Here is a 25,360-nt window from a genome sequence, read left to right as displayed (position 1 = left end):
AGCGTTCCTCAGTGATAGCCTTCAGTATCCGACACTTTTCCCCGGAAGACATAGTAGCTCCAGGCGGTGTACACCAGAATCACCGGAATAATCAGCAGGGTCCCGACCAGCATAAACAGCTGGCTGGCGGGGGGCGCTGCGGCTTCCCACAGAGTGATGCGCGGTGGAATAATGTTCGGCCACAGGCTGATACCCAGGCCGCTAAAGCCGAGGAAAATCAGCCCCAGCGTCAGCAGGAAGGGACGCGAGTGGCTGCTCGGGTTGTGGGTCAGGCGCCAGATCAGCACGCTGAAAAGCCCGACCAGCAGCGGAACTGGCAGGAACCAGAAGAAGTTGGGCAGGGTAAACCAGCGGTCGGCTACGTACTGCCAGCCGAGCGGCGTCCAGACGCTGACGACCGCGATTACCACCACCAGGGCCAGCAGCACGCGGCGGGTCAGCTCGCGCATGCGGTGCTGCAATGCGCCTTCACTTTTCATGATAAGCCAGGTGGTGCCCAGCAGCGTGTAGGCGACGACCAGCCCGATACCGCAGAAAAGGTTAAAGGGCGTCAGCCAGTCAAGCGGCGAGCCCACAAATCGTCTGCCCTCAACCTCAAAGCCGTTGATCACCGCCCCCACGACGATCCCCTGGCTGAAGGTCGCGAGCAGGGAGCCACCGGCGAAAGAGTAGTCCCAGAATTTGCGGTGCGAAGGCGTCGCTTTAAAGCGAAACTCAAAGGCTACCCCACGAAAGATGAGGCCGATCAGCATCGCAGTAAGGGGGATGGTGAGCGCATCAATAATGACCGCATAAGCCAGCGGGAACGCGCCGAACAGCCCGGCGCCGCCGAGCACCAGCCAGGTCTCGTTGCCGTCCCACACGGGTGCTACGCTGTTGACCATCACATCCCGCTCTTTCGCATCGCCCACGAAGTTAAACAGCAGGCCGATGCCCAAATCAAAGCCATCCATAATGATGTACATCAGCGTGGCAAAGACGATGATGGCAAACCAGATAACAGAGATATCGACGCCCATCAGTTTCTCTCCTGTTCCGGAACAGACTCCGCGGCAGACAGCGGACGGGCGGGGGTGCCCGACGTGTTTGAGGTCAGCGTATCGACAGGCTGCGGGCCTTTCTTAATCAGCCGGATGAGGTAAACATAGCCCACGCCAAACACCGACGAGTAGACAACGAAGAACGCCAGCAGGCTGATGCTCATCTGCAGGGTGCTGTGCAGGGAGACCGCATCAATTGTGCGCAGATAACCGTAGACGACCCACGGCTGGCGGCCCACTTCGGTGGTTACCCAGCCGGCGAGCAGCGCCACCAGACCCGCGGGCCCCATGCAGAGGGCAAACCACTGGAACGGGCGCGAGTGATAGAGCCTGTGGCGATAGCGTAGCCAGAGGCTGACCAGGCCGAGGGTAATCATCAGCAGGCCCATCCCGACCATGATGCGGAACGACCAGAAGACGATGGTTGAGTTTGGGCGATCCTCTTTCGGGAAGTCTTTCAGCGCCGGCACCTGCTTATCCAGGCTGTGCGTCAGGATAAGGCTGCCGAGGGCGGGGATCTCCAGACCGTATTTGGTGCGCTCCTCGTCCATATCCGGCAGGCCAAACAGCAGCAGCGGCGTGGCCTCACCGGGCGGATTTTCCCAGTGCCCCTCAATGGCGGCAATTTTGGCAGGCTGATGCTCAAGCGTGTTCAGGCCATGCATGTCGCCCACCACGGCCTGGATGGGGGCGACCAGCAGCGCCATCCACATCGCCATGGAGAACATGGTGCGTATGGCAGGGGTATCATTTCCGCGCAGCAGGTGCCATGCGCCCGACGCGCCGACGAACAGCGCGCTGCTCAGAAACGCGGCGATGGCCATATGAATAAGGCGGTAAGGGAAGGAGGGGTTAAAGATAATCGCCAGCCAGTCCTGCGGAATGACCTGTCCGTTTTCAATCGTAAAACCCTGCGGGGTGTGCATCCAGCTGTTGGAGGCGAGGATCCAGAAGGTCGACATCAGCGTGCCGAGCGCCACCATGCAGGTTGAAAAGAAGTGCAGCCCGGGGCCGACCTTGTTCCAGCCGAACATCATAACGCCAAGAAAGCCGGCTTCCAGGAAGAAGGCGGTTAACACCTCGTAAGTCAGCAGGGGGCCGGTAATGCTGCCCGCGAACTGGGAGAACCCGCTCCAGTTGGTACCGAACTGATACGCCATGACCAGCCCGGAAACCACCCCCATCCCGAAGTTAACGGCAAATATCTTGAGCCAGAAGTGGTAAAGCGAACGCCAGACGTCGTTTTTGGTGCGCAGCCACATGCCCTCCAGCACGACAAGATAGCTGGCAAGACCAATGGTAATCGCCGGGAAAAGAATGTGAAACGAGACGGTAAAAGCGAACTGAATTCTGGCGAGATGGAATGCATCAAGTTCGAACATTGTCCGTACCTCTGAAGCGATGGGGCACGAGAATTACCGGTAGCGCAGGGCTACCGGCAAAACCGATTACGGTTTAGTCTTTCCGGCGCCCAGCTCGGCACCGGTCAGCGGGTCGGAATGTGGATCGGACTTCGTGCGGGCAGACATCGCCTTAACCAGGGTTGCCTGTTCGGTTGTGAGCGTCACGCTGGCGCTGCCGTCACCGCCATCCACCGCAGGCTGGGGGGACTCAACGTAATCAAAGTGCTTATCGCTGTTCCAGCTTCCGCGAACCTCTCCACCTTCTGACATATTGTAGTACTTGTTGGTGAATTCCTCGATTGGCGGCAGTTTCCCCGGCGGGAAATTATTACGAATGGACTGCAACGCTTTTTCAAAGGAGAGCTGATGCGCCGCCTCACGCGTCATCAAAAACGCCAGCGCATCTTTTACTCCGGGATCGTCAGTGACGTTTATCAGCCGTTCGTAGATGATCTTCGCCCTGGCCTCTGCCGCCACGTTAGAGCGCAGATCCGCCGTCGGCTCACCGATGGTATCGACGTAGGCCGCCGTCCAGGGCACGCCCGCCGAGTTAGTGAGCGGTGTGCCGCCGCCGTAGAGCAGGGAAGTGATGTGGCTGTCGTTCCCGTTTTCGGTCATGGACCGATAGAGCTCAGCCTCATTTTCCACCCCTTCCGCCAGCGCGCCTTTGGCACCTTTATTCAGCATGCCGACCAACGTACCGATGATTTCGAGGTGGCTTAACTCCTCGGTTGCAATGTCCATCAGCATATCCTTACGGCCAGGATCGTCATCGCTCAACCCTTGCGTAAAGTAGCGGCAGGCGGCCGCCAGTTCGCCCTGCGGCCCGCCAAACTGTTCCAGGAGTAGATTGGCGAGACCCGGGTTCGGTTCAGCAACGCGAACCGTGTATTGCAGCTGTTTAACGTGTCGAAACATATAGACTCTCCTGAGTTATTTTTTCGCTTCGACACCCGATGCGTCTGAACGCAGCAGGAACTGTTCCGTCGTCTGCGGGATGTGGCGAATCAGCCAGTCGGCCATCTCGCGCTCTTCCGCCAGGATCGTCTCAATGGCGGGCACGGAGGCGGTATCGCCCGCTTTTTTTGCGGCGGCGAGCAGGGAGGTGTAGCAGGCGATTTCAAACTGTTCGAAAACATAGCCGCTGATTGAGCCCTTAACGATTTCATCAGACGGGAACATGCCGCCGATGGACTGACCCAGCGCCGCCATTTTGCTCATCGAGTCTTTTAAAACCGAACGAGAAATATCATTACGGTCGAGGATTTCCTCCAGCAATGTAATTTGCCGTTTTGTCTCATTAATATGCTGTTCAATTCTGGCGCGAACATCGGGATAATTATCGATGCGGCTGGCCATGGATTCCAGCATTGACTCGGCTTGCTTTTCCATCGCATGGGCATCGCGTAGCCAGTCATGGTAGTGTTCTACGTGATTCATCATTGTATCCTCATTAGGGGTTCGCTTATTTGGTCTCACTCTCAGCAGCCTGATCGGCACGCGCGGCACTGTAGCCAGATAAATGGCCGACAATATTGGCGTAAATGCTGATGATAATGACCCATAGCACGCTGTTCTTCCACCATATTACGGAAGGGATAGCGAGAATGAACCATATTATAGCTGCCGTTAAATGGCACCGTTTAATTGTCCTGGGACTGATGCTCATTTTATTTAACCTGTATTATTGCGTCATTTCTGCGCTTTTTGGTTAATATTTCCAACGGCCAGATCGGTGAGTTTAAGGTCGGTCTCTTTTTCTTCTTCCAGCGTTTCGGCAAGAAGCTTAACGGCTTTTTTATAGCCAAGTTGTTCTGCAAGCGTTGCTAGAGTACCGTAACTGGCAATTTCGTAATGCTCTACTTTTTGCGCAGCGGCAATTAGGGCAGCATCACGGACTTCATTTTTTTCCGTGCTTTCGATGACTTCGTTGGCTTCTTCAATTAAGCCTTCCATCGCCACGCATTTCATGCGCTTGAGTTTGATACCGTCTTCTTGTTCGACGATCTGGTCGATACGCTCGATCTGGCCCTGCGTCTCTTCAAGGTGTGCGGTAAAGGCCGCGCTCAGTTTCTCGCTGGAAGCGGCACGGGCAAGCTTACTCAGCGCGCGGGTAAGCTGTTTTTCCGCACTGTAGGTATCCGAGAGAAGATGAATAAATACATCCTCAACATTTTTCATATTCATAATTATTACGCTCCGGTAAAATAAGGAGAGGGTACTGCGAGCTTTTCAGCCCGCAGCATGCTCTCTGGTTTTATTAAAAGAGTACTAAATAAGATCAGGAGTTATCAGATTTACGGCCTCCGCCGTGACTGTTCTGTCCCCCTTTCTTACCCGCTTCAGATGCGCGTTGCGGATCGTTTTTAAAATTACCACCGCTGTGCTGGCCACCTTTACGTCCAGCTTCTGATGCTTTTTCACGGTCTTCAGCGAAATTACCGGAACCACCACGATGCTCTGCCATATTAAACCTCATATTCATATATTGGTTATGTCAGTACGATACGAAAATATTCCGTATCACTCGTCGTTCGATTAATAACTTTAGTCGCTATGGGGCATTCGTCAAATGCGTCTTGCTATTTGCGGTTGCGTTATTTTTGAATATTGAACGCTTTGCGCTTCGCCTGACGGGAAAATATTGAGAAGTGGGAGGGACTTGTAAACGTTAGCTAAGATTAGTCCTAAGTTTCGACTAAAAAGTTGAAAGGTGAAGATAAAATAAAGGGCGTGCCATGACTGATTATTTTGCAATCGGCACCGTGCGAAAAATTAATACTTTATAGCTAGAAAACTGAGCCATAAATAATTATAAGGAAAATCCTGGAAAAAGATGACGAGGCGAAAAGCGCGTTTCGGCAGGGAGCGTCAGCGACCGGTAGCACACGGTTTGACCACTGTCGTCTTAAGATCACAAATCAGAAATTCTTCCCCCCGGAAGGAACGGGTTTCTCTACACTCCAGGTAATATTCACTGGAGGCATGACATCATGGCGAACACCATCACGGCTGATGATATTCGGGAACATTTTTCGCAGGCTATGTCGGCGATGTACCAGCAGGAAGTTCCGCAGTACGGCACGTTGCTTGAACTGGTTGCGGACGTAAACCTGGCGGTTCTGGAAAATAACCCACTCTTACATGAACAACTGGCGAATGCCGACGAGCTGGCGCGCCTTAACGTGGAGCGTCACGGGGCGATCCGCGTCGGGACGGCACAAGAGCTTTCCACCCTGCGCCGTATGTTTGCCATTATGGGCATGTATCCGGTCAGCTATTACGATCTCTCCCAGGCGGGGGTACCGGTCCACTCTACGGCGTTTCGTCCGGTTGATGATGCGGCGCTGTGCCGCAATCCGTTTCGTATCTTTACCTCTCTGCTGCGCCTTGAGCTGATTGAAAACCTGGCGTTACGCGAGCGGGCGGCAGAAATTCTCTCTCACCGAAACATCTTTACGCCACGCTGTCTGGAACTTATTGATCTCCACGAGTTGGAAGGGGGCTTTACCGAAACGCAGGCGCACGAGTTTGTACAGGAAGCGTTAGAAACCTTCCGCTGGCACCGTCATGCAACGGTCGACCAGGAGACCTACCTGGCGTTGAGTCACGAGCACCGTCTGATTGCCGACGTGGTCTGCTTCCCCGGGTGCCATATCAACCACCTCACGCCGCGCACGCTGGACATTGACCGTGTGCAGGAGCTGATGCCGAAGTATGGCATTGAGCCAAAAATTCTGATCGAAGGGCCGCCGCGTCGTGAAGTGCCGATCCTGCTGCGTCAGACCAGCTTCAAGGCGCTGGAAGAGCCGGTGCTTTTCGCCGGTGAACACAAAGGCACCCACACCGCGCGCTTCGGTGAAATTGAACAGCGCGGCGTGGCGCTGACTCCGAAAGGCCGGGAACTGTACGATAGCCTGCTGGCCCAGGCCGGAACCGGTAAAGATAACCTCACGCACCAGCTGCATTTGCAGGAGATTTTCAGCGCCTTCCCGGACAGCGAAATGTTCCTGCGCCGTCAGGAGCTTGCCTATTTTCGCTATCGCCTGACCCCGGCGGGAGAAGCCCATCGCCACGCGTTTCGTCCGGGAGACGATCCGCAACCGCTGATCGAGCGCGGGTGGGTGGTTGCTCAGCCGATCACCTACGAGGATTTCCTCCCGGTCAGCGCGGCGGGGATTTTCCAGTCCAATCTCGGGAACGAAACCCAGGCCCGCAGCCACGGTAATGCCAGCCGCAATGCGTTTGAAGCCGCGCTCGGCTGCCCGGTGTATGACGAGTTTACGCTCTACGAGGAGGCGGAAACGCGCAGCAAACAGCGTTGCGGTTTGCTCTGAAATCGTTAATCTTCAGGGGTGTGATGGAAAAAATAAGGTTGTTATGCAAAATCCTTCCGCCCCTGTGGTTGAAACGCGCCAGGGCGCACTGTCTGGTTTAACCGATGAAAACGTTCACCGCTGGTGCGGTATTCCCTATGCCGCGCCGCCCGTTGGCGAGTGGCGCTGGCGCTCGCCGCGGCCTCCGGAACGCTGGGACGGCGTGCGTGAAGCCACCGCCTTTTCGCCCTCAAGCTGGCAAAGCAGTGAATATTGTCAGGAGCTGGGCGGGGGCGATCCCGGCCAGTTTTCTGAAGATTGCCTCTATCTTAACGTCTGGTCCCCCGTTGACCGTACCGGGCCGCTGCCTGTCATGGTCTGGCTGCACGGGGGCGGGTTTACGATCGGCGCCGGTGGCCTGCCGCCGTACAACGGCAAAGCCCTGGCATCACGCGGGGTGGTTGTCGTCACGATTAACTACCGTCTCGGCCATCTCGGCTTTTTCGCCCATCCCGCGCTGGAGGGGGAAGAAGAGCGGGTGGTGCATAATTTTGCCCTGCTGGACCAGATCGCCGCGCTCGAATGGGTGAGGGAGAATATCGCCGCGTTTGGCGGCGACCCCAATAACGTCACCCTGTTTGGCGAATCCGCCGGCGCGCGCAGCGTGCTTTCTCTGCTGGCCTCGCCGCTGGCAGCAGGATTGTTCCATAAGGCGATAGTGCAAAGCGGATACACCTTGCCGGACACGCCGCGCGAGCAGGCCCTGCAAAAAGGGGAAGCGCTGGCCGCCCATTTTGGTCTGGAGAACGCGACGGCAGAGCAGCTGCGCGCCATTCCGCCCGAGGCGTTCTGGCCGCTGACCGCGCCGCTGAACGTCGCCCCGGCGCCCATCTTCGGGGATTGCGTTCTGCCGGAGGCGATGCTGGACGTCTTTTTCGCCGCCCGCCAGCATCCCGTGCCGGTGATGATTGGCTCCAACAGCGATGAAGCCAGCGTGATGGCGGTGTTTGGGGTCGACCTCGCCGGGCAAATCCAGAAGCTTCGCCGGGAGCGCCGCTTCGGTCTGGGGCTCATCAAGCTGCTTTATCCGGGCGTGAAGGGCGATGAGGAGCTCGGCAGGCAGGTATGCCGCGACATGGCCTTCACCACCATGGGCTACGTGGTGATGCAGGCCCAGCAGCGCGTCGGCGGGCTTTGCTGGCGTTACTGGTTTGACTATGTGGCCGAAGCGGAACATGGCACGTATATCAACGGCGCCTGGCACGGCAACGAAGTTCCCTATGTCTTCGATACCCTCGGCCAGGTGGAGCCTTCACGTCAGTATGTCAATGAGCGGGATCTACAGTTTGCCGCCCAGGTGGCTGATTACTGGGTAAGCTTTGCGCGCGATGCCGGAACGCATGACTGCCTTCACGGGCCGACGCGCTGGCCAGCCTGCCGCAAAGGGCGGGACGTGCTGTTACGTATTGGCGTGAATAAACATGCAGGTTTCAGGCTTGAAAACCGCTTTATGCGCGCCCGCATGAGCCTCTTCAAACGCGTGATGAAGCACCACGTCAGCCTCGATTAAGCAAACAGGCGCGAAACGCCGACAGACCATTTTCCTGACAAGGCGTTGCGCGCAGCACCAGCCGGTAGCTCGCGCCGGTTTTTACACTTGCTTCATAGGGGCGCATCAGCCTTCCGGCGCGGACATCTTCTGCCACCAGCGTTTCGTCGGCGATGGCAACACCAAGCCCCTGAATGGCGGCGGTGATGGCGAGATCCATCGTATCGAAGTGTTGATTTTTGTGCATAGCAAAGCCCGGACCTTCCTGATTCGCCAGCCACAGTGACCAGTCTGTCTTATCCCTTGTCGGGTGCAGAAACGTCAGCGAACCCAGTGCGGCACCCGCCCTGACGGGGCTGAATACCGGGGTTAGCGCCTCTTCGAACAGCAGATCGCCTGCGCTCATGTGCGTGCCGAAGACGATGGCCGCATCGTAAGATTCGGTTTTGAAATTGACGTTATGATCGGTGGTGGTGGTGAGCGCGATCTGCAGGTCCGGCTGCTCGCGCTCTACCTCCAGCAGACGCGGCACCAGCCAGCGCATGGCGCAGGTAGGCGCCTTAAGCCGGATCACCGTGTGCAGGCTGCGAGCCTGGTCGGCTACGGTCAGCAGCTGCCCGAAAGCGGACTGCAGCTCAGGCAGCAGTGCGCTGCCATGGGGCGAGAGGCGCAGCCCGCGCGCGTGGCGCTCAAAGAGCGGAAAACCAAACCACGTCTCAAGAGAAGAAATCTTGCGGCTCACGGCCCCCTGCGTCAGACACAACTCTGCGGCGGCGTGGGTCAGATTCAGGTGACGCGCGGTGACTAAAAATGCGTCGATGGCATTGAGCGGGAGCGAACGGCGCGACATGAAAACACCTCAGCTATGCATTTTTCTCATGGTTATTATGACAACAATTCGATTGTCCCGGCAACGCACTTGTTGTTTGAATAGTTATGCAATGTCCATGAGAAGGGAAAGAGGATGACTTTACGAACGCCGGTGCAAACGCGCTCCAAGCTGCCAGACGTGGGAACCACCATTTTTACCGTTATTGGCCAGCTTTCGGCCCAGCATAATGCCATTAACCTTTCTCAGGGCGCGCCGAATTTTTCCTGCGACCCGAAGCTGATCGCCGGCGTCACCCGCGCGATGGAGGCAGGGCATAACCAGTATGCGGCAATGACCGGCTTGCAGCCGCTCAAGGAACGTATTGTTGATAAAATTGCCGCCCTCTACGGCACGCAGTATGACCCTGCCAGCGAGGTGCTGGTGACCGCCAGTGCCAGCGAAGGGCTCTATTCAGCGATAAGCGGGCTGGTGCACCCGGGCGATGAGGTGATCTACTTTGAGCCGTCGTTTGACAGCTATGCGCCCATTGTTCGCCTGCAGGGGGCAACGCCTGTCGCCATCAAGCTCACGGTCCCGGATTTTGCCGTCAACTGGGACGAGGTCCGTGCCGCCATCACCCCGCGCACGCGCATGATCATCATCAATACGCCGCACAACCCGAGCGGCCAGGTCTTCACGGCCAATGACCTGCAGCAGCTGGCGGCGCTGACGCGCAATACCGACATCATTATTTTGTCTGACGAAGTGTACGAACACGTCGTGTTCGATGGAGAACCGCACCACGGGATGGCCACGCACCCGCAGCTGGCGGAACGCAGCGTGATTATTTCTTCTTTCGGAAAAACCTATCACGTCACCGGCTGGCGCGTGGGTTATTGTGTGGCACCCGCAGAGCTGATGGACGAGATATGTAAAGTCCATCAATTTTTGATGTTCTCTGCCGATACGCCAATGCAGCACGCGTTTGCAGAACACATGACCGATCCGCAAACCTGGCTGTCGCTGTCGGCGTTTTACCAGCGCAAGCGCGATCTGCTGCACGGCCTGCTGGCCGATTCGCCGTTTACCCTGCTGCCGAGCGCCGGATCGTTCTTTATGCTGGCGGACTACAGCCGGTTCAGCGACGAGCGGGACAGCGAGCTGGTGAAACGGCTGATCGTTGAATACGGTGTTGCCACCATTCCGCTGTCGGCGTTTTATGCGGACGGCACGGATAATAAATTGATTCGTCTCTCTTTTGCGAAAGATGAGGCGACGTTACGGGCAGGTGCTCAAGCCCTGTGTCGGGTTAAACCACGCTGAGCCTATCCCATTAGGCTATTTTATTCGCCATTTTGGCACCGGGCAGTGCTCGAAATCCTCACGTACTACATGTACGTTCCGGTTTCTGTGCGCTGTCTGGTACCAAACTGTCTTCAACAATTACGCCTACTGGGATAGGCTCTGAGGAGTTTGAAATGAAATTACGCGCGTTAGTTGTCGGCATGGGATTGCTGTGTACCTTTTCGTCCTTCGCTGCCACCGAGTTGCGATACGGTCTGGAAGCGGAGTACCCGCCGTTTGAGAGCCGCAATGCCTCAGGCGAGCTTGAAGGGTTTGACGTTGAGCTGGGTAACGCCATCTGCAAAGCGGCTGCGCTGAAGTGCAGTTGGGTGGAAACCTCGTTTGACGCGCTGATCCCGGGGCTGGTGGCGAAGAAGTTTGACGCCATCAACTCGGCGATGAATATCACCGAACAGCGCCGCAAGAGCATTGATTTCACCCAGCCGATCTACCGTATTCCGTCTCAGCTGGTCGGCAAGGCCGGGACGGCGGTTGAGGCGACGCCTGAAGGGCTGAAGGGGAAAACCATCGGCGTGCTGCAGGGCTCCATCCAGGAAACCTATGCCAAAGAGCACTGGGAAAAGCAGGGTGTCACCGTGGTGTCTTATAAAGATCAGAATATGGCCTGGGGCGATCTGCTGAATGGCCGTATCGACGCCTCGCTGGTCATGTCCGCGGCCGGGCAGGCAGGTTTCCTCAGCAAGCCGCAGGGGAAAGGGTTTGGCTTCATCGGCAAACCGGTGTCTGACGACACTATCCTCGGCAGTGGGATCGGTTTTGGGCTGCGTAAAGGGGACGAGGCCACCAAAAAGCAGCTTGATGCCGCGATTGATAAAGTACGTGCCGACGGCACGATCGCTAAACTCGCTGATAAGTACTTCCCGGGTATCGATGTCAGCGTAAAATAACCGCCTCATTTGCCCCGTCAGCTGATGTCCTGACGGGGCATTTTTATACACATTTTCCAGGCTTTCTTTACACCACTTTCGGGCCGTTCTGGTCGACAGAAAATATTTCTCACTTTGTTCAGATAATCACCAGCCAACAATTGGATTCTTAACCATTTTTGTTTAGGCTGTGCGTTCTTTCTTGCCGTCATTTCGCCGAGCGCGAAACACATTCACACGACCATAAGGACGTTTTTCCAGGCATGAATCGCAGACGTTTTCTAAAAGGCTCGCTGGCAGTGGCAGCCCTGAGCGGTACCTCTGGCCTTGCTTCCCTGTTTTCCAAAGCGGCATACGCGGCCGACTCTGACATTGCTGACGGCCAGAGCCGTCGTTTTGACTTCTCCGTACTGCAATCCATGGCGCATGACCTGGCGAAAACCCCGTGGGGGGGTGCGCCGCGTCCGCTGCCGGAGACGCTGGCGACCATGACGCCGCAGGCGTACAACGCCATCCGCTACGATGAAAAGCAGTCACTGTGGAACAACATTGAAGGGCGTCAGCTGGACGTGCAGTTCTTCCATATGGGAATGGGGTTCCGCCGCCGCGTGCGGATGTTCTCGCTGGACCAGTCGACCTCGATGGCGCGCGAGATCCACTTCCGTCCTGAGCTGTTCAGCTACGGCGAAACGGGTGTGGATACCAAACAGCTGGAAGGGCAAAGCGATCTCGGCTTTGCGGGCTTCCGCGCCTTTAAAGCGCCAGAGCTGGCGCGTCGCGATATTGTCTCTTTCCTGGGGGCGAGCTATTTCCGCGCGGTGGATGACACCTACCAGTACGGCCTTTCCGCCCGCGGTCTGGCGGTAGATACCTTTACCGACACGCCGGAAGAGTTCCCGGACTTTACCTCTTTCTGGTTTGAAACCGTTAAGCCGGGCGACACTACCTTTACCGTCTACACGCTGCTGGACAGCCCGAGCATCACCGGTGCCTATAAATTCGTGATCCACTGCGAAAAAAGCCAGGTGATCATGGAGGTGGAAAACCATCTCTACGCGCGTAAGGACATCAAGCAGCTCGGCATCGCGCCAATGACCAGCATGTTCAGCTGCGGCAATAACGAACGCCGCATGTGCGACACCATTCACCCGCAAATCCACGACTCTGACCGCCTGGCCATGTGGCGCGGCAACGGGGAGTGGATCTGCCGTCCGCTGAATAACCCGCAGAAGCTGCAGTTCAATGCCTACCTCGACAAAAACCCGAAAGGGTTCGGGCTGCTGCAGCTCGATCGCGATTTCTCGCACTATCAGGACGTGATGGGCTGGTATAACAAGCGCCCGAGCCTGTGGGTTGAACCGCGCAACGACTGGGGTAAAGGATCCATCGCGCTGATGGAGATCCCGACCACCGGTGAAACGCTGGATAATGTGGTCTGCTTCTGGCAGCCGGAAAAACCGGTGAAAGCGGGCGCCGAGCTGGACTTCAAATATCGTCTGTACTGGAGCGCACAGCCGCCGGTGCGCTCCCCGCTGGCGAACGTCTACGCGACCCGCACCGGCATGGGCGGTTTCCCGGAAGGTTGGGCGCCGGGCGAAAATTACCCGAAAGTGTGGGCCCGTCGCTTTGCTATCGACTTCGTCGGCGGCGACCTGAAGGCCGCCGCACCGAAGGGCATCGAGCCGGTGATTACGCTCTCCAGTGGTGAAGCAAAGCAGGTTGAAATCCTTTACGTTGAACCGTTTGACGGCTATCGCATTCTGTTTGACTGGTACCCAACCTCTGACTCTACCGAACCGGTGGATATGCGCCTGTTCCTGCGCTGCCAGGGCGATGCCATCAGCGAAACCTGGCTGTATCAGTATTTCCCGCCAGCGCCGGATAAACGTCATTACGTTGATGACCGGGTAATGCGTTAACGATCGATTCCCTCTCCCTCCGGGAGAGGGTTAGGGTGAGGGGCAATGACCGCAACACAATCCGAAACTATTCCCGTATCTGACGCTCTCGAGCTTCGCGCCGTCGAAGAGCGCTATACCGCCGAACTGCATAACCTCGTCGTCAAAAACAGAGCCTTTCTGCAAACCGCTTTTGACTGGGCGCAGCACGTGGGCAGCGAGGACGATACCCGACGCAACGTGCAGAGTAACCAGATGCTGCACCAGCGCGGCTACGCCAAAATGTTTTTGATCTTCAGGGAGGATGCGCTGGTCGGCGTACTGTCGTTCAATGCGATTGAGCCAGCCAACAAAGCCGGGTACATCGGCTACTGGCTGGATGAAGCACATCAGGGGCAGGGGATCCTCTCGCAGTCGCTGCAGGCGTTTATGCGCTACTACGCTGAGCGCGGTGAGATCCGCCGTTTTGTGATCAAGTGTCGGGTGGCGAATCAGCAGAGCAACAGCGTGGCCCTGCGCAACGGTTTTACGCTGGAAGGGTGCCTGCGGGAAGCGGAATACCTGAATGGCGCCTATGACGATGTGAACATCTACGGCAAAATTTATACCCTATAGCGCCCCCAGCAGCGGCGTACGGGTGATGCGCTGGTCGCCGTTGATCACCTTTTCACCGCGCAGATGAATGCTCTCACCAGCAAAGGCTTCAATCACCGCATCGTCGGTAATTTCAACCCGATGCTCAATCAGCACGTCGCCGCTGATCCGCGCGCGTCCCTGAATCACCACTTTATCATCCAGCATGATTGGCCCGCCGCGCAGCCAGGCCTGGCCGCCGATCAGGACGTGGTGCTTGATGACACAGTTTCCTTCCACCACGGCGTTCTCCGCAATCTGCGAGCTGTAGCGCACCGTCGGGATGGCATCGTCATCAAAGCCGGCAATTACCCGGGCGTTGCCGTACACTTTGGCGCAGTCGCACACCCAGACGTTGTTGAGTTCGTTACCTTCGAGGATCGCGCAGTCGAACACTTCGGCGCGGTGCTCAACAAACGCGTTATTCACCATCGCCTCGCCGTAAATTTGTGCCTGATGCACAATGCGCGACCGGCTTACCGTCGCCCTGTCGTATATTTGCAGGATCTGGTCGTGGTCCGGCGTGAGGCCTTTGGCACCTATGATGACGCTGTTGTGCAGGACGCGCGCGTCGCCGAAGAGATGGCATTCGCCACGCACGCAGGAGTGCTGAACGGTGACGTTGTCACTTATTCGCGCCCCGTGGCTGACCTCTGCTGCGTCCAGCCAGCAGTTACCGCCGATATGCGCGTCGTGGCTGACGGTACACGGCAGGGTCAGGCGCGCGTTGCCGGACACGGTTGCACCGGCAAACACCACGCTGTTTTCATCGTAGATCCAGCAGTCTCCCTCCTGGGACAGGGCACGCTCATCGTCAACCCAACCGCCTTTCGTGCCGGCCGTCACGTCGCTAAAATCTACCGTGGCGATAACCTGCCGCAGCGTCGTTGAGTGGGGTGTTTCGCCGTTTTTCCATTGCCAGAGGCGGGTCTCGTCGCTAAGGCGATATTTGTTCATCTTCAAGTCTCTGATAAGCATCTTCACTAAACGTAGCAAATTTTTCGATTTTCGAACGGCTGGCAACCAGACGGTAAACGCCTTAAAATGGCATGTAAAATGCACTTTCAATTTATGAGAACGCAGGAAAAACAATGACCGTCGATGAGAATTACTTCACAGAGAAATATGGACTCACCCGCACGCATTCAGAAGTGCTGTACAGCGCGGGGATTGTAAAGCCCGGTAAGACGCTGGATCTGGGCTGCGGTAATGGCCGCAACAGCCTTTACCTGGCGGCCAACGGCCACGAGGTGACCGCCTGGGATAAAAACCCGATGAGCGTTGATAACATCGAGCGCATCAAGGCGGCAGAAGGGATTGAGAATCTTCATACCGCCGTCAAAGATCTTAACAGCCTGAGCTTTGACGGCGAGTACGACTTTATTCTTTCCACCGTGGTGCTGATGTTCCTTGAGGCGAAAACCATCCCGGGCCTTATCGCCAACATGCAGCGTTGCACTAAACCTGGCGGCTACAACCTGATCGTTGCCGCCATGGATACGGCAGATTATCCGTGCACCGTTGGCTTCCCGTTTGCGTTCAAAAGCGGTGAACTGAGCAACTACTATGAAGGCTGGGAGCTGCTCAAATACAACGAAGAGGTTGGCGAGCTGCACCGCACCGATGAAAACGGCAACCGCATCAAGCTGCGCTTTGCCACCATGCTGGCGCGCAAGCCCGCCTAACGGGCGGCCAGCAGGCAGATCTGCAGGGCAGTGTTGTAAGACGCCTCGAACGACGACAGCGGCAGAAATTCAAACTTCGAGTGGAAGTTATGCGCGCCGGTGAAGAAGTTCGGGGTGAGTACCCCTTTTGCCGAGAGCGCCGCGCCGTCGGTGCCGCCGCGCATAGGGATCGGTTTTGGGGTGATGCCGAGCGATTCCATCGCCTCAAACATCAGGTCGATGGCGCGCCGGTCTTCACCAATCGCATTGCTGATGTTGCTGTAGGTATCTTCAATGCTAAAGTCGACCTTCGCCGTCGGGTGCTGGGCGGCAATCAGCGCGGCGACGTCCGCGATCTGCTGCTTGCGGGCGGCAAAGCCGGCTTTATCAAAATCACGAATGTTGGCCTTTAGCACGGCGTCGTTCTGTCCGGCCTGAATGCCGTTAAACCAGATGTAGCCCTCGCGACCCTCGGTGCACTCTGGCGTTTGCTGGCGGTCGAAATGGCTGATGAAATCGGTCGCCATCAATAACGGGTTCACCAGTACACCTTTGGCGGACATCGGATGCGCCGTCACGCCGGTGAAGCGGATCTCAGCGGCTGCCGCATTAAAGTTCTCGTAGACAATTTCCCCCAGCTCGCAGCAGTCGATGGTCCAGGCAAAGTCGACGTCGAAGCGCTTAAGATCCAGCGCCTTTGCACCGTTCAGGCCGATCTCTTCATCAGGCACAAACGCGACCACAATGTCGCCATGCTGATGCTCAGCGGTGAGGTTTTCCAGTACGGTCATCACCACGGTTACCGCCGCTTTATTATCTGCGCCCAATACGCTGGTACCATCGCTGAAAATAATCTCTTCATTAGGGTAAGCCAGAATTTCAGGATGCTCTTTCACCCGCAGCCAGATCTCTTTTTCTTTATTCAGACAGAGATCTTCACCGGTAAATGTTAATATTTGCGGATGAATATTCGGTGATAAACCCACGTCAACGGTATCAATATGGGTAATAAAGCCAATGCGCGGCGCGCCGGGCACGTTGCCTTTTTTTACCGCCGTCACGGTAGCGAACTCGTCAATCACGATGTCGTCTAAACCCAGCTGCGCCAGCTCCTGCGCCAGTTCTCGCGCCATGTCGTGCTGGCCCGGGGTTGAGGGCAGAGTTTTTACTTTCGGATCGCTCTGGCTGGTAATCGCAAGATAGCGGAAAAAACGGTGCGTTAATTGTCTGGAAAGCGGCGAGCCCATAGTGTTTTCTTCCTTATTTATTTTTCAGGTGTTTGCCACTTCACTTTAATGTTATTTATGAAATGGCAAAAGAATTAATTAGCCGTCGAATTAAAAAGACAGGAATAAATGATGACAAGCAAACGCACAATGTTAACGCTGGCACTCGCTGCGCTCACGGTCAGTTCTACCGTAGCCGCGAAAACGCTGGTGTATTGCTCCGAAGGGTCACCGGAAAACTTTAATCCTCAGTTATACACCTCGGGCACCAGCGTGGACGCCAGCGCCGTGCCGGTCTATAACCGGCTGGTCGATTTCAAACCCGGCACCACGGAGCTGGTGCCGAGCCTGGCTGAGCGCTGGGAGGTGAGCGACGACGGAAAGGTTTACACCTTCCATCTGCGTCAGGGCGTGAAGTTCCAGAGCAATAAATTCTTCACGCCGACCCGTGACTTTAACGCCGATGACGTGATCTTCTCGTTTATGCGCCAGAAGGACGTGAATCATCCGTATCACAATGTCTCTAACGGCAGCTATTCCAACTTCGAAAGCCTGGAGTTTGGTAGTCTGATTACCGCCATTGACAAAGTTGATGACCATACCGTGCGCTTTACCCTGGCACACCCGGAAGCGCCGTTTGTCGCCGACCTGGCATGGTATTTTGCCTCGATCCTCTCCGCGGAATATGCCGATGCGATGCTGAAAGCGGGCACGCCGGAGAAGGTGGATATGCAGCCGATCGGCACCGGGCCGTTTAAGCTGGCGCAGTATCAGAAGGATTCCCGCATTCTGTTCACGGCATTTGCCGACTACTGGCAGGGAAAATCGAAGCTGGACAGGCTGGTCTTCACCATCACCCCGGATCCCTCCGTGCGTTTTGCCAAAATTGAGAAAAACGAATGTCAGGTGATGCCGTTCCCGAACCCGGCGGACCTGCCGCGCATGAAGGCGAACAAAGATATCAACCTGATGAGCAAAGCCGGGCTGAACACCGGTTTCCTGGCGTTTAACACCCAAAAGCCGCCGCTGGATAACGTGAAGGTTCGCCAGGCGCTGGCGATGGCGATCAATAAACCGGCCATTATCGACGCGGTGTTCCACGGTACCGGAACCGCCGCGAAAAACCTGCTGCCGCCGGGCGTCTGGAGCGCTGACAGCGAACTGAAGGATTACGATTACGATCCTGAAAAAGCGAAAGCGTTGCTGAAAGAGGCCGGCCTGGCCAGCGGCATGAGTATCGACCTGTGGGCGATGCCCGTCCAGCGGCCCTATAACCCGAACGCCAGACGGATGGCGGAGATGATTCAGGCCGACTGGGCGAAGGTGGGGGTGCAGACCAAAATTGTCACCTACGAATGGGGCGAATATCTCAAGCGCGTGAAGGGCGGTGAACATCAGGCCGCGCTGATGGGCTGGACGACCGCAACGGGCGACCCGGATAACTTCTTTGGTCCGCTCTTTACCTGCACCTCGGCAAACGGCGGTTCGAATTCGGCGAAGTGGTGCTACAAGCCGTTTGATAAGATCATCGCCGAGGCAAAATCGATAACCGATCGCGATAAACGCGTGGCGCTGTACAAAGAGGCGCAGCAAATCATGCATGACCAGATGCCGGCGGTCATGATTGCGCATTCAACGATCTTCGAACCGGTGCGCAAAGAGGTGACAGGCTACGAAATCGATCCGTTTGGCAAGCATTTATTCTGGCAGGTGGATATTAATCAGTAATTTTTCACTGCCCGGTACGCTGCCGGGCACTCTTTTCGCAATTTGTGCTGTCCGCATCATTTTTTGTCACAACAATCCCACCAGACTTTTGCTATAACTTCAAATGCATACTTGCAGATAACATGGAAAACTATCATGCGTCCTCAAACTTTTTTTAAAGTTGCAGTGCTTACGGGTCTGTTGGCACTGGCGGGCTGTTCTTCAAAAGTCGCCGCGCCAGAACAATATTCAGGCTTTTTAAAAGATTACTCCGGCCTGCAGCAGACGACCTCTGCGACGGGTAAACCCACGCTGCGTTGGGTCGATCCTTCCTACAACGAAGCCAATTACGACAGTATTATCTGGACGCCGATTACCTATTATCCTGCGCCTAAGCCAACCACGCAGATTGGTAAAAGAACGCTTGATGAGCTGTTGAATTACACCAATAACAAAATGAAAACGGCGATTGGTACCCGTAAGCCGATTGTGAGCACGCCGGGTAAACACAGCCTGATTTTCCGCGGTGCAATCACCGGGGTGAGTTCGCAGAAAGAGGGTCTGCAGTTCTATGAAGTGGTGCCGGTCGCGCTGGTGGTTGCGGGGACGCAGATGGCAACCGGCCATCGCACCATGGATACGCATCTCTTCTTTGAAGGTGAGCTGATCGATGCGGCCACCAACAAACCGGTGATGAAGGTGGTTCGTAAAGGCGAAGGTAAAGAGCTGACCAACGAAAGTACGCCAATGACCTTTGCCACGCTGAAGCAGGTTGTTGATGACATGGCGACGGATGCCACCATGTTCGACGTGCATAAAACAGCGAAATAACAGTAAGCGGCCTGCAGTTTGCAGGCCGTTTTTTTATGCTGTCCGCAAGCGCCTGAACCAGGTCTCTGGTTTTGTGAACATCACCATATTCCCGCCCAGAATCAGCAGTAACCCGACGATACCGTTAATGTGCCAGACGTAGCCTTCATACACCGTTGAGATGGAGAGCGCCACCAGCGGGAAGAGCAGCGTACTGTAAGCCGCTTTCCCGGGGCCGATACGTCCCACCAGCGTGAAGTAGGCGCCAAAGGCTATCACCGAGCCGAACAGGGCCAGATAGAGCAGCGCGCCCATGTAGGTGACCGTCCATTCCGGGGTAAAACTGTCGCCTCTGCAAAGCGCAATGCCGCCCATCACCAGCGTGCCGTAAAGCATCGCCCAGGCGTTGGTGGTCATGGTTTCCAGACCTCTGCGCTGATGGCGCATGCTGATCATATTGCCCAGCGAGAACCCATACGTGCCGAGGGCGGAAAGACCAATGCCCGTCAGAAGCGATACGCTCCAGCCGCTGGCCAGCAGGTCATCCCAGAAAAGGGTCACGATCCCCACAAGACCCAGCGCCGCCGCCGTCCAGAAACGCGCGGGCGGGCGCTGTCCGAAGAAAATAAAACAGTTAATGGCGTTGTAGAGCACCGCCATGGAGAAGATCACCGATTCCAGCCCGGTGTTGATGTGCGCGGCCGCGGTATAGAAGCACCAGAAGTTAAAGCAGAAGACGCAGCATCCCTGAAGCATGCAGAACAGGTGATCCCGCAGGGCCAGCTTGCGCAGGCGGCGCAGGGCAAGTAACACCACCATCATCGTGGCGCTGGCCACCGCGAAGCGCCAGAAAATTGACACCGTGGCTGCCACGGGACCCTGCTGCAGGAAAATGGCAATCCAGGTGGTTCCCCAGATGATCACCACCAGTCCGTATAATAATGCGTTCATATTTTTTCTCTTCTCAAACCACGGAAGCCCGCAGTATGGCGCGGAGAGCGACAGGGGACTTTCACCGGCTTGCGGTAGACTTGCAAAATCTTGCGCTTTTTTCTTTTCCGGGGGCTGGCAACGGGGGACAACAGTTCTTAGACTGACAGTTCACTCAATAACGCGCTAACGGTTATGTCTCACGCTTACGATACCTTTGAAACGCTACGCCAGCAGAATGCGGTCCTGCGGGAAACCGTTTCTCTGAATTCCGGCATTCAGCTGGCGGCGTGGTACAACAAGCGCGATACGATAACGGTTAAGAGCAACCATCACACCCTCAGTCTGTACGTCGCCGACGGTTACGAGAGCTATCAAAAGACGCCGGGCGGCTGGAAGAACGGCGGGGGACCGGATCGTTTCTGTTTAATGCCGAAAGAGAGTGAATCGACGTGGGATATCCGCGACGACCTGTCTTTTGTCCATCTCTACTGCACCGACGAACACCTGCGCGATGTGGGCGAAAAAATCTGGGACAAGCGGCCGCTGTCGCTGACGCTGGACGAGCGCATTTTTGGCAGCGACCCGAAGATCACCGCGCTGTACCGCCAGTTTCTTCTCGGCTGCGACTGGCAGCAGCAGGCCAATCAGCTCACCCTGAGTACGGCCTCCACGCTGCTATTGACCCACCTGCTGCAAAACTACGCTAACGTTCAGTGGAAGCTGCCGGTCGTTACCGGCGGGTTATCGCCGTTTGTTCTGCGCAACGTGCTGGCTTTCATTGAAGAAAACCTCGGGCAGCCCCTGACGCTGGCTGAGCTCGCGGCGCAGGCTGCCCTCAGCGAATACCATTTTGCCCGCATGTTCCGCCAGTCGACGGGGCTGGCGCCGCATCAGTACGTCATGCAAAGGCGCATGGAAAAAGCGAAAAACCTGGTACAGCATACCTCGACGCCGCTCACCGATATCGCGCTGGCCTGCGGGTTTAACTCCGCCAGCCACTTCAGTAACCGTTTCCGTAGCGTCATGGGCATCACGCCGTCTCAGCTACGCGCGGCGAGCGCGTGAGAACAGGGCGTAGCACACCCCACCCAGCACCAGCCCCCAGAATGCCGAACCGATGCCGAGGATCGTAACGCCGCTCGCGGTCATCAAAAACGTGACGATGGCCGCGTCGCGCTCCGCTTCATGATTCAGCGCCTGATATAAACTTCCGCTAATGGTACCCAGCAGCGCCAGACCGGCAAGGGTCTGGATCCAGCTGAGCGGCAGTGCTGCCATTATCGCGGTGATAGATCCGCCGAACACCCCCGCCAGCAGATAAAACCCGCCAGCCGCGATGGCCGCCAGCCAGCGTTTAGCGGCATCCGGGTGGGCATCCGGGCTTTGACAGATAGCGGCGGTAATGGCGGCTATGCAGATGGAAAAGACGCCGAAGGGGGACAGCAGCAGCGCGAGCCCGCCCGTAAAAATAATGATCGGTGAGACCGCCAGCGGATAGCCGGACGCTTTCATCGTCGCGAAACCGGGCGCATTTTGCGAGGCCATGGTCACCAGAAAGAAAGGCAAACCGATACTTACCAGACTGGTGAAGGTAAAGGCGGGGGCAATAAACTCAGGCATCACGGGGGAGAGGGTGATTTTATCGGTGACAACGTCACCTCCGGCCCACGCCACGATCCCGCCCACCAGCAGCGTAACGACGATGGCATACCGCGGTGCCAGCGCTTTCGCTACCAGCCACGCCGCAATCATGCTTCCGCACAGCAGAAAGTGCCCGTCCAGATGGGCAAACGCATGCAGCCCAAACTGCAGGAGTACGCCCGCCAGCATGGCGGCCGCAAGCGAATGGGGGATTAGCTTCATCAGACGGGCAAAAAGCCCGGTAACGCCGCAGAGTAAAATGAGCGCGTTGGCGAAGATGAACACGCCGATCGTCTCAGCCAGCGTTACGCCGTGCAGGCTTGTGGCGAGCAGCGCCGCGCCGGGCGTAGACCAGGCGGTCAGCACCGGGGCTTTATACCACCAGGAAAGCGCCAGGGTGCTGACGCCCATTCCTGTCCCCAGCGCGGTCATCCAGCCCGCGATCTGCTGCGCGCTGGCGCCCGCCGCTGCCGCGGCCTGCCAGATAATGGCTGCAGAACTGGCGTAACCGACCAGGACCGAGACAAATCCAGCCAGTGCGGCTGGTACGAGATGAGAGGAAGGGCGCATGGGAACTCCGTTGTGCGTTATAACGTCCGCGATAAGGTAACACTGTGCGTTATAGCGTACAAGTGGTATGCTCATCACCATCAGGAGGGAGCATGGACATTACACAACATCTTGCAGCAACGCTGAAAACGCTGCGCCAGGCCCGCGGCTGGAGTTTGTCGAAGCTGGCGGAAGAAACCGGCGTGTCGAAAGCGATGCTCGGGCAAATCGAGCGCAATGAGTCCAGCCCGACGGTGTCGACGCTGTGGAAAATTGCCACCGGGCTGAACGTTCCGTTTTCCGCGTTCATCACGCCCGAGGCGGACAGGCCGGCGGTGTTTGATTCGCAGCAGCAGGCGATGGTGGTTAAACCGCTCTTTCCCTGGGATGAGACGCTCAGGTTCGATCATTTCTCCATCACGCTGGCACCGGGCGCCCTGAGCGAGTCCACGCCGCACGAGGCGGGGGTGATCGAACACGTGGTGGTGGTTGACGGCGAGCTGGAGATGAACATCGACGGGGAGTGGCAGACGGTTTATGCCGATTCTGGCGTTCGTTTTGCCGGCGATAAAGCACACGCCTACCGCAACAGCACCGACCGGCCGGTGCATTTTCACTCTCTGATCCATTATCCCCGCTGAGGCTACGCAAAACTGTTTCGCTGTCGCATACTTCTGACTACAATAGCCGCCATTTTGACCATAACGGATAACGACGAAGTATGCGCCTGCAATCCCATCATCTTGAACTTTTAAGCCCGGCCCGCGACGCCGCCATTGCCCGTGAAGCAATCCTTCACGGCGCTGACGCCGTCTACATCGGCGGCCCTGGCTTCGGTGCCCGCCATAACGCCAGCAACAGCCTGAGCGATATCGCCGAGCTGGTGCCGTTCGCCCACCGTTTCGGGGCGAAAGTGTTCGTGACCCTGAACACCATTCTTCATGATGATGAGCTGGAGCCCGCGCAGCGTCTGATTACCGATCTCTACCAGACCGGCGTTGATGCCCTGATCGTTCAGGACATGGGCGTTCTGGAGCTGGATATTCCGCCCATTGAGCTGCACGCCAGTACCCAGTGCGATATCCGTACGGTAGAAAAGGCGAAGTTTCTCTCCGACGTCGGCTTTTCGCAGATTGTTCTGGCGCGCGAGCTGAACCTTAATCAGATCCGCGATATTCACCAGGCGACGGACGCGACGATTGAATTCTTTATCCACGGCGCGCTGTGCGTGGCCTATTCCGGCCAGTGCAACATTTCCCACGCCCAGACGGGCCGCAGCGCCAACCGCGGCGACTGCTCTCAGGCCTGCCGTCTGCCGTATACCCTGAAAGACGATCAGGGCCGCGTCGTGGCGTTCGAAAAACACCTGCTCTCCATGAAGGATAACGATCAGACGGCTAACCTGGGCGCGCTGATCGACGCGGGCGTGCGTTCCTTCAAGATTGAAGGGCGCTACAAAGATATGAGCTACGTAAAGAACATCACCGCGCACTATCGCCAGATGCTCGACGCCATCATTGAAGATCGCGGTGACCTGGCGCGCGCGTCAGCCGGGCGTACCGAGCATTTCTTTGTTCCGTCGACGGACAAAACCTTCCACCGCGGCAGCACGGACTATTTCGTGAATGCCCGTAAAGGGGATATCGGCGCGTTTGACTCACCGAAGTTTATCGGCTTACCGGTTGGTGAAGTGCTGAAAGTGGCGAAAGATCACCTTGATGTCGAAGTGACGGAACCGCTGGCGAACGGCGATGGCCTTAACGTGATGATTAAGCGTGAGGTCGTGGGCTTCCGCGCCAACACGGTCGAAAAAACCGGGGAGAACCGCTACCGCGTATGGCCGAATGAAATGCCCGCCGATCTCTACAAGGCAAGGCCGAACGCGGCGCTTAACCGTAACCTGGATCATAACTGGCAGCAGGCGCTGCTTAAAACCTCCAGCGAGCGTCGCATCGCGGTGGATATTGAGCTGGGCGGCTGGGAAGAGCAGCTGATTCTGACCATGACCTGTGAAGACGGCATCAGCGTGACGCATACGCTCGACGGCCTGTTCGAGGTGGCAAACAACGCGGAAAAAGCGCTTAACAGCCTGAAGGATGGCGTGGCGAAGCTGGGCCAGACAATTTACTACGCGCGCGCGATAGAGGTTAATCTGCCGGACGCGCTGTTCGTACCGAACAGCCTGCTTAACCAGTTCCGCCGTGAAACGGCAGAGATGCTGGATGCAGCGCGTCTGGCCCAGTATCCGCGCGGCAGCCGTAAGGCCGAATCTGTTCCTGCGCCCGTGTATCCGGACACCCATCTATCCTTCCTCGCGAACGTTTACAACCACAAAGCGCGTGAATTCTATCATCGTCACGGCGTGCAGTTGATCGACGCAGCCTATGAAGCGCACGAAGAGAAGGGCGATGTGCCGGTGATGATCACCAAGCACTGCCTCCGCTTTGCTTTTAACTTGTGTCCTAAGCAGGCGAAAGGGAATATCAAGAGCTGGAAGGCGACCCCCATGCAGCTGGTTAACGGCGACGAAGTTCTGACCCTGAAGTTTGACTGCCGTCCGTGCGAAATGCACGTTATTGGTAAGATGAAAAACCACATCTTCAAAATGCCGCCGCCGGGCAGCATCGTCGCGTCCGTCAGCCCTGACGATCTGATGAAAACCCTGCCGAAGCGTAAAGGCAGTTAACTACCTTACGTGCGTGTCCGGTTTGCGCGATTTCTGCCACTGGTGGTGTTCGCGCAAACCCTCCGCCGACTCTTCTGCCGCACTGCGTAACTCGTCGCTGTCGGCCTCATGCCGCAGCTGATGTTCAACATTTTTTACCCATACGTATTCATGGCCTTTGTGCCCGGCCATAAGCTGGCCTGAAAACAGAGCACAAATAAGCAGGACGACAGATAACCCTTTTTTTAGCATGGTGTTCACCGCTGAATAACATTGCGGAATAA

Annotated in this window: 25 protein-coding genes; 12 read left to right on the top strand and 13 right to left on the bottom strand. The window is 56.7% G+C overall.

Annotated elements, in window-relative coordinates; translation table 11 throughout:
* Positions 1–8: 8 nt before the first annotated feature.
* The 7 genes from cydB to URZ40_RS00555 form a co-directional block, all read right to left on the bottom strand.
* Positions 9–1,019: a cytochrome d ubiquinol oxidase subunit II gene (cydB, locus tag URZ40_RS00585; RefSeq protein WP_320719564.1), complete on the bottom strand. Its 1,011-nt coding sequence runs from the start codon at positions 1,017–1,019 to the stop codon at positions 9–11.
* Positions 1,019–2,422, bottom strand: coding sequence for a cytochrome ubiquinol oxidase subunit I (locus tag URZ40_RS00580; RefSeq protein ID WP_028013105.1), 1,404 nt, complete (start codon positions 2,420–2,422; stop codon positions 1,019–1,021). The genes cydB and URZ40_RS00580 overlap by 1 nt, the downstream gene beginning before the upstream one ends.
* Before the next feature lie 66 nt (positions 2,423–2,488).
* Complete coding sequence (locus URZ40_RS00575; protein WP_008502274.1) at positions 2,489–3,361, bottom strand: manganese catalase family protein; 873 nt, start codon at positions 3,359–3,361, stop codon at positions 2,489–2,491.
* 15 nt (positions 3,362–3,376) lie between these two features.
* Positions 3,377–3,883, bottom strand: a complete 507-nt coding sequence (locus tag URZ40_RS00570) for a ferritin-like domain-containing protein (RefSeq protein ID WP_014831871.1) — start codon at positions 3,881–3,883, stop codon at positions 3,377–3,379.
* Between the two features lie 25 nt (positions 3,884–3,908).
* On the bottom strand, positions 3,909–4,112 hold the full coding sequence (locus URZ40_RS00565) for a hypothetical protein (protein WP_013096662.1): 204 nt from the start codon (positions 4,110–4,112) through the stop codon (positions 3,909–3,911).
* A 23-nt stretch (positions 4,113–4,135) separates the two neighbouring features.
* Positions 4,136–4,630 (bottom strand): ferritin-like domain-containing protein, encoded by a 495-nt coding sequence (locus URZ40_RS00560; RefSeq protein WP_059364306.1) that lies wholly within the window; start codon positions 4,628–4,630, stop codon positions 4,136–4,138.
* A 94-nt stretch (positions 4,631–4,724) separates the two neighbouring features.
* Positions 4,725–4,910, bottom strand: a complete 186-nt coding sequence (locus URZ40_RS00555) for a general stress protein (protein WP_004150795.1) — start codon at positions 4,908–4,910, stop codon at positions 4,725–4,727.
* Positions 4,911–5,436: 526 nt separating this feature from the next.
* On the opposite strand from URZ40_RS00555, the gene URZ40_RS00550 reads away from it, so the two are divergent.
* Both URZ40_RS00550 and URZ40_RS00545 read left to right on the top strand, forming a co-directional pair.
* On the top strand, positions 5,437–6,780 hold the full coding sequence (locus URZ40_RS00550) for a VOC family protein (protein WP_116339994.1): 1,344 nt from the start codon (positions 5,437–5,439) through the stop codon (positions 6,778–6,780).
* A gap of 43 nt (positions 6,781–6,823) precedes the next feature.
* Entirely contained in the window at positions 6,824–8,329 is a 1,506-nt protein-coding gene (locus URZ40_RS00545) for a carboxylesterase/lipase family protein (RefSeq protein WP_320719562.1), read from the top strand.
* Here the strand turns inward: URZ40_RS00545 and URZ40_RS00540 are convergent.
* Entirely contained in the window at positions 8,316–9,158 is an 843-nt protein-coding gene (locus URZ40_RS00540; protein ID WP_320719561.1) for a LysR family transcriptional regulator, read from the bottom strand. The genes URZ40_RS00545 and URZ40_RS00540 overlap by 14 nt on opposite strands.
* Positions 9,159–9,272: 114 nt before the next feature.
* On the opposite strand from URZ40_RS00540, the gene URZ40_RS00535 reads away from it, so the two are divergent.
* The 4 genes from URZ40_RS00535 to rimL all read left to right on the top strand — a co-directional run bounded on the left by URZ40_RS00535 (position 9,273) and on the right by rimL (position 13,863).
* Positions 9,273–10,442 (top strand): pyridoxal phosphate-dependent aminotransferase, encoded by a 1,170-nt coding sequence (locus URZ40_RS00535; RefSeq protein WP_163329325.1) that lies wholly within the window; start codon positions 9,273–9,275, stop codon positions 10,440–10,442.
* 155 nt (positions 10,443–10,597) lie between these two features.
* Positions 10,598–11,371: a transporter substrate-binding domain-containing protein gene (locus tag URZ40_RS00530; protein WP_023330389.1), complete on the top strand. Its 774-nt coding sequence runs from the start codon at positions 10,598–10,600 to the stop codon at positions 11,369–11,371.
* A gap of 242 nt (positions 11,372–11,613) precedes the next feature.
* Positions 11,614–13,269 (top strand): glucan biosynthesis protein D, encoded by a 1,656-nt coding sequence (locus URZ40_RS00525; protein WP_116339984.1) that lies wholly within the window; start codon positions 11,614–11,616, stop codon positions 13,267–13,269.
* Between the two features lie 45 nt (positions 13,270–13,314).
* Complete coding sequence (gene rimL / locus URZ40_RS00520; protein WP_316379115.1) at positions 13,315–13,863, top strand: 50S ribosomal protein L7/L12-serine acetyltransferase; 549 nt, start codon at positions 13,315–13,317, stop codon at positions 13,861–13,863.
* On the opposite strand, the gene ydcK is transcribed toward rimL, so the two are convergent.
* Entirely contained in the window at positions 13,858–14,838 is a 981-nt protein-coding gene (gene ydcK, locus URZ40_RS00515; protein ID WP_116339979.1) for a YdcK family protein, read from the bottom strand. The two genes, rimL and ydcK, sit on opposite strands and share 6 nt — an antisense overlap.
* 134 nt (positions 14,839–14,972) lie before the next feature.
* Here ydcK and tehB point away from each other — a divergent pair, with 134 nt between their 5' ends.
* Positions 14,973–15,566, top strand: coding sequence for a tellurite resistance methyltransferase TehB (tehB, locus tag URZ40_RS00510; RefSeq protein ID WP_163329331.1), 594 nt, complete (start codon positions 14,973–14,975; stop codon positions 15,564–15,566).
* Here tehB and pepT read toward each other — a convergent pair.
* Positions 15,563–16,792 (bottom strand): peptidase T, encoded by a 1,230-nt coding sequence (gene pepT / locus URZ40_RS00505; protein WP_320719560.1) that lies wholly within the window; start codon positions 16,790–16,792, stop codon positions 15,563–15,565. The genes tehB and pepT overlap by 4 nt on opposite strands.
* A gap of 111 nt (positions 16,793–16,903) precedes the next feature.
* Here pepT and URZ40_RS00500 point away from each other — a divergent pair, with 111 nt between their 5' ends.
* Positions 16,904–18,499 (top strand): ABC transporter substrate-binding protein, encoded by a 1,596-nt coding sequence (locus tag URZ40_RS00500; RefSeq protein WP_233003558.1) that lies wholly within the window; start codon positions 16,904–16,906, stop codon positions 18,497–18,499.
* Between the two features lie 135 nt (positions 18,500–18,634).
* Positions 18,635–19,309: a DUF3313 domain-containing protein gene (locus tag URZ40_RS00495; protein WP_302218459.1), complete on the top strand. Its 675-nt coding sequence runs from the start codon at positions 18,635–18,637 to the stop codon at positions 19,307–19,309.
* A 33-nt stretch (positions 19,310–19,342) separates the two neighbouring features.
* Here the strand turns inward: URZ40_RS00495 and URZ40_RS00490 are convergent, their stop codons facing one another.
* The gene (locus tag URZ40_RS00490) at positions 19,343–20,239 is read right to left on the bottom strand and encodes a DMT family transporter (RefSeq protein ID WP_320719559.1); all 897 of its coding nucleotides are present in this window, start codon (positions 20,237–20,239) and stop codon (positions 19,343–19,345) included.
* A 174-nt stretch (positions 20,240–20,413) separates the two neighbouring features.
* On the opposite strand from URZ40_RS00490, the gene URZ40_RS00485 reads away from it, so the two are divergent.
* Positions 20,414–21,286 carry a helix-turn-helix transcriptional regulator gene (locus URZ40_RS00485; protein ID WP_116339966.1) on the top strand — a complete coding sequence of 291 codons (873 nt, stop codon included), beginning with the start codon at positions 20,414–20,416 and terminating at the stop codon, positions 21,284–21,286.
* Here URZ40_RS00485 and URZ40_RS00480 read toward each other — a convergent pair.
* On the bottom strand, positions 21,266–22,432 hold the full coding sequence (locus tag URZ40_RS00480) for a benzoate/H(+) symporter BenE family transporter (RefSeq protein ID WP_320719558.1): 1,167 nt from the start codon (positions 22,430–22,432) through the stop codon (positions 21,266–21,268). The two genes, URZ40_RS00485 and URZ40_RS00480, sit on opposite strands and share 21 nt — an antisense overlap.
* Positions 22,433–22,524: 92 nt before the next feature.
* Here URZ40_RS00480 and URZ40_RS00475 point away from each other — a divergent pair, with 92 nt between their 5' ends.
* Both URZ40_RS00475 and URZ40_RS00470 read left to right on the top strand, forming a co-directional pair.
* On the top strand, positions 22,525–23,052 hold the full coding sequence (locus URZ40_RS00475) for an XRE family transcriptional regulator (protein ID WP_320719557.1): 528 nt from the start codon (positions 22,525–22,527) through the stop codon (positions 23,050–23,052).
* An 80-nt stretch (positions 23,053–23,132) separates the two neighbouring features.
* Entirely contained in the window at positions 23,133–25,097 is a 1,965-nt protein-coding gene (locus URZ40_RS00470) for a U32 family peptidase (RefSeq protein WP_116339960.1), read from the top strand.
* Here URZ40_RS00470 and URZ40_RS00465 read toward each other — a convergent pair whose 3' ends face one another.
* A complete protein-coding gene (locus tag URZ40_RS00465; protein ID WP_116341124.1) occupies positions 25,098–25,328 on the bottom strand; it encodes a DUF2554 family protein in 231 nt (76 codons plus the stop codon). It abuts the gene before it with no gap.
* Positions 25,329–25,360 lie beyond the last annotated feature (32 nt).

This window comes from Enterobacter sp. 296B2 (assembly GCF_034106185.1).
GTDB lineage: Bacteria > Pseudomonadota > Gammaproteobacteria > Enterobacterales > Enterobacteriaceae > Enterobacter > Enterobacter cloacae_N.
This window is presented reverse-complemented; position numbering and strand designations above follow the sequence as displayed.

Coding starts and splice junctions, on each gene's coding strand:
- cydB (WP_320719564.1), bottom strand. CDS start 1,019: ATGGGCGTCGATATCTCTGTTATCTGGTTTGCCATCATCGTCTTTGCC.
- URZ40_RS00580 (WP_028013105.1), bottom strand. CDS start 2,422: ATGTTCGAACTTGATGCATTCCATCTCGCCAGAATTCAGTTCGCTTTT.
- URZ40_RS00575 (WP_008502274.1), bottom strand. CDS start 3,361: ATGTTTCGACACGTTAAACAGCTGCAATACACGGTTCGCGTTGCTGAA.
- URZ40_RS00570 (WP_014831871.1), bottom strand. CDS start 3,883: ATGAATCACGTAGAACACTACCATGACTGGCTACGCGATGCCCATGCG.
- URZ40_RS00565 (WP_013096662.1), bottom strand. CDS start 4,112: ATGAGCATCAGTCCCAGGACAATTAAACGGTGCCATTTAACGGCAGCT.
- URZ40_RS00560 (WP_059364306.1), bottom strand. CDS start 4,630: ATGAATATGAAAAATGTTGAGGATGTATTTATTCATCTTCTCTCGGAT.
- URZ40_RS00555 (WP_004150795.1), bottom strand. CDS start 4,910: ATGGCAGAGCATCGTGGTGGTTCCGGTAATTTCGCTGAAGACCGTGAA.
- URZ40_RS00550 (WP_116339994.1), top strand. CDS start 5,437: ATGGCGAACACCATCACGGCTGATGATATTCGGGAACATTTTTCGCAG.
- URZ40_RS00545 (WP_320719562.1), top strand. CDS start 6,824: ATGCAAAATCCTTCCGCCCCTGTGGTTGAAACGCGCCAGGGCGCACTG.
- URZ40_RS00540 (WP_320719561.1), bottom strand. CDS start 9,158: ATGTCGCGCCGTTCGCTCCCGCTCAATGCCATCGACGCATTTTTAGTC.
- URZ40_RS00535 (WP_163329325.1), top strand. CDS start 9,273: ATGACTTTACGAACGCCGGTGCAAACGCGCTCCAAGCTGCCAGACGTG.
- URZ40_RS00530 (WP_023330389.1), top strand. CDS start 10,598: ATGAAATTACGCGCGTTAGTTGTCGGCATGGGATTGCTGTGTACCTTT.
- URZ40_RS00525 (WP_116339984.1), top strand. CDS start 11,614: ATGAATCGCAGACGTTTTCTAAAAGGCTCGCTGGCAGTGGCAGCCCTG.
- rimL (WP_316379115.1), top strand. CDS start 13,315: ATGACCGCAACACAATCCGAAACTATTCCCGTATCTGACGCTCTCGAG.
- ydcK (WP_116339979.1), bottom strand. CDS start 14,838: ATGAACAAATATCGCCTTAGCGACGAGACCCGCCTCTGGCAATGGAAA.
- tehB (WP_163329331.1), top strand. CDS start 14,973: ATGACCGTCGATGAGAATTACTTCACAGAGAAATATGGACTCACCCGC.
- pepT (WP_320719560.1), bottom strand. CDS start 16,792: ATGGGCTCGCCGCTTTCCAGACAATTAACGCACCGTTTTTTCCGCTAT.
- URZ40_RS00500 (WP_233003558.1), top strand. CDS start 16,904: ATGACAAGCAAACGCACAATGTTAACGCTGGCACTCGCTGCGCTCACG.
- URZ40_RS00495 (WP_302218459.1), top strand. CDS start 18,635: ATGCGTCCTCAAACTTTTTTTAAAGTTGCAGTGCTTACGGGTCTGTTG.
- URZ40_RS00490 (WP_320719559.1), bottom strand. CDS start 20,239: ATGAACGCATTATTATACGGACTGGTGGTGATCATCTGGGGAACCACC.
- URZ40_RS00485 (WP_116339966.1), top strand. CDS start 20,414: ATGTCTCACGCTTACGATACCTTTGAAACGCTACGCCAGCAGAATGCG.
- URZ40_RS00480 (WP_320719558.1), bottom strand. CDS start 22,432: ATGCGCCCTTCCTCTCATCTCGTACCAGCCGCACTGGCTGGATTTGTC.
- URZ40_RS00475 (WP_320719557.1), top strand. CDS start 22,525: ATGGACATTACACAACATCTTGCAGCAACGCTGAAAACGCTGCGCCAG.
- URZ40_RS00470 (WP_116339960.1), top strand. CDS start 23,133: ATGCGCCTGCAATCCCATCATCTTGAACTTTTAAGCCCGGCCCGCGAC.
- URZ40_RS00465 (WP_116341124.1), bottom strand. CDS start 25,328: ATGCTAAAAAAAGGGTTATCTGTCGTCCTGCTTATTTGTGCTCTGTTT.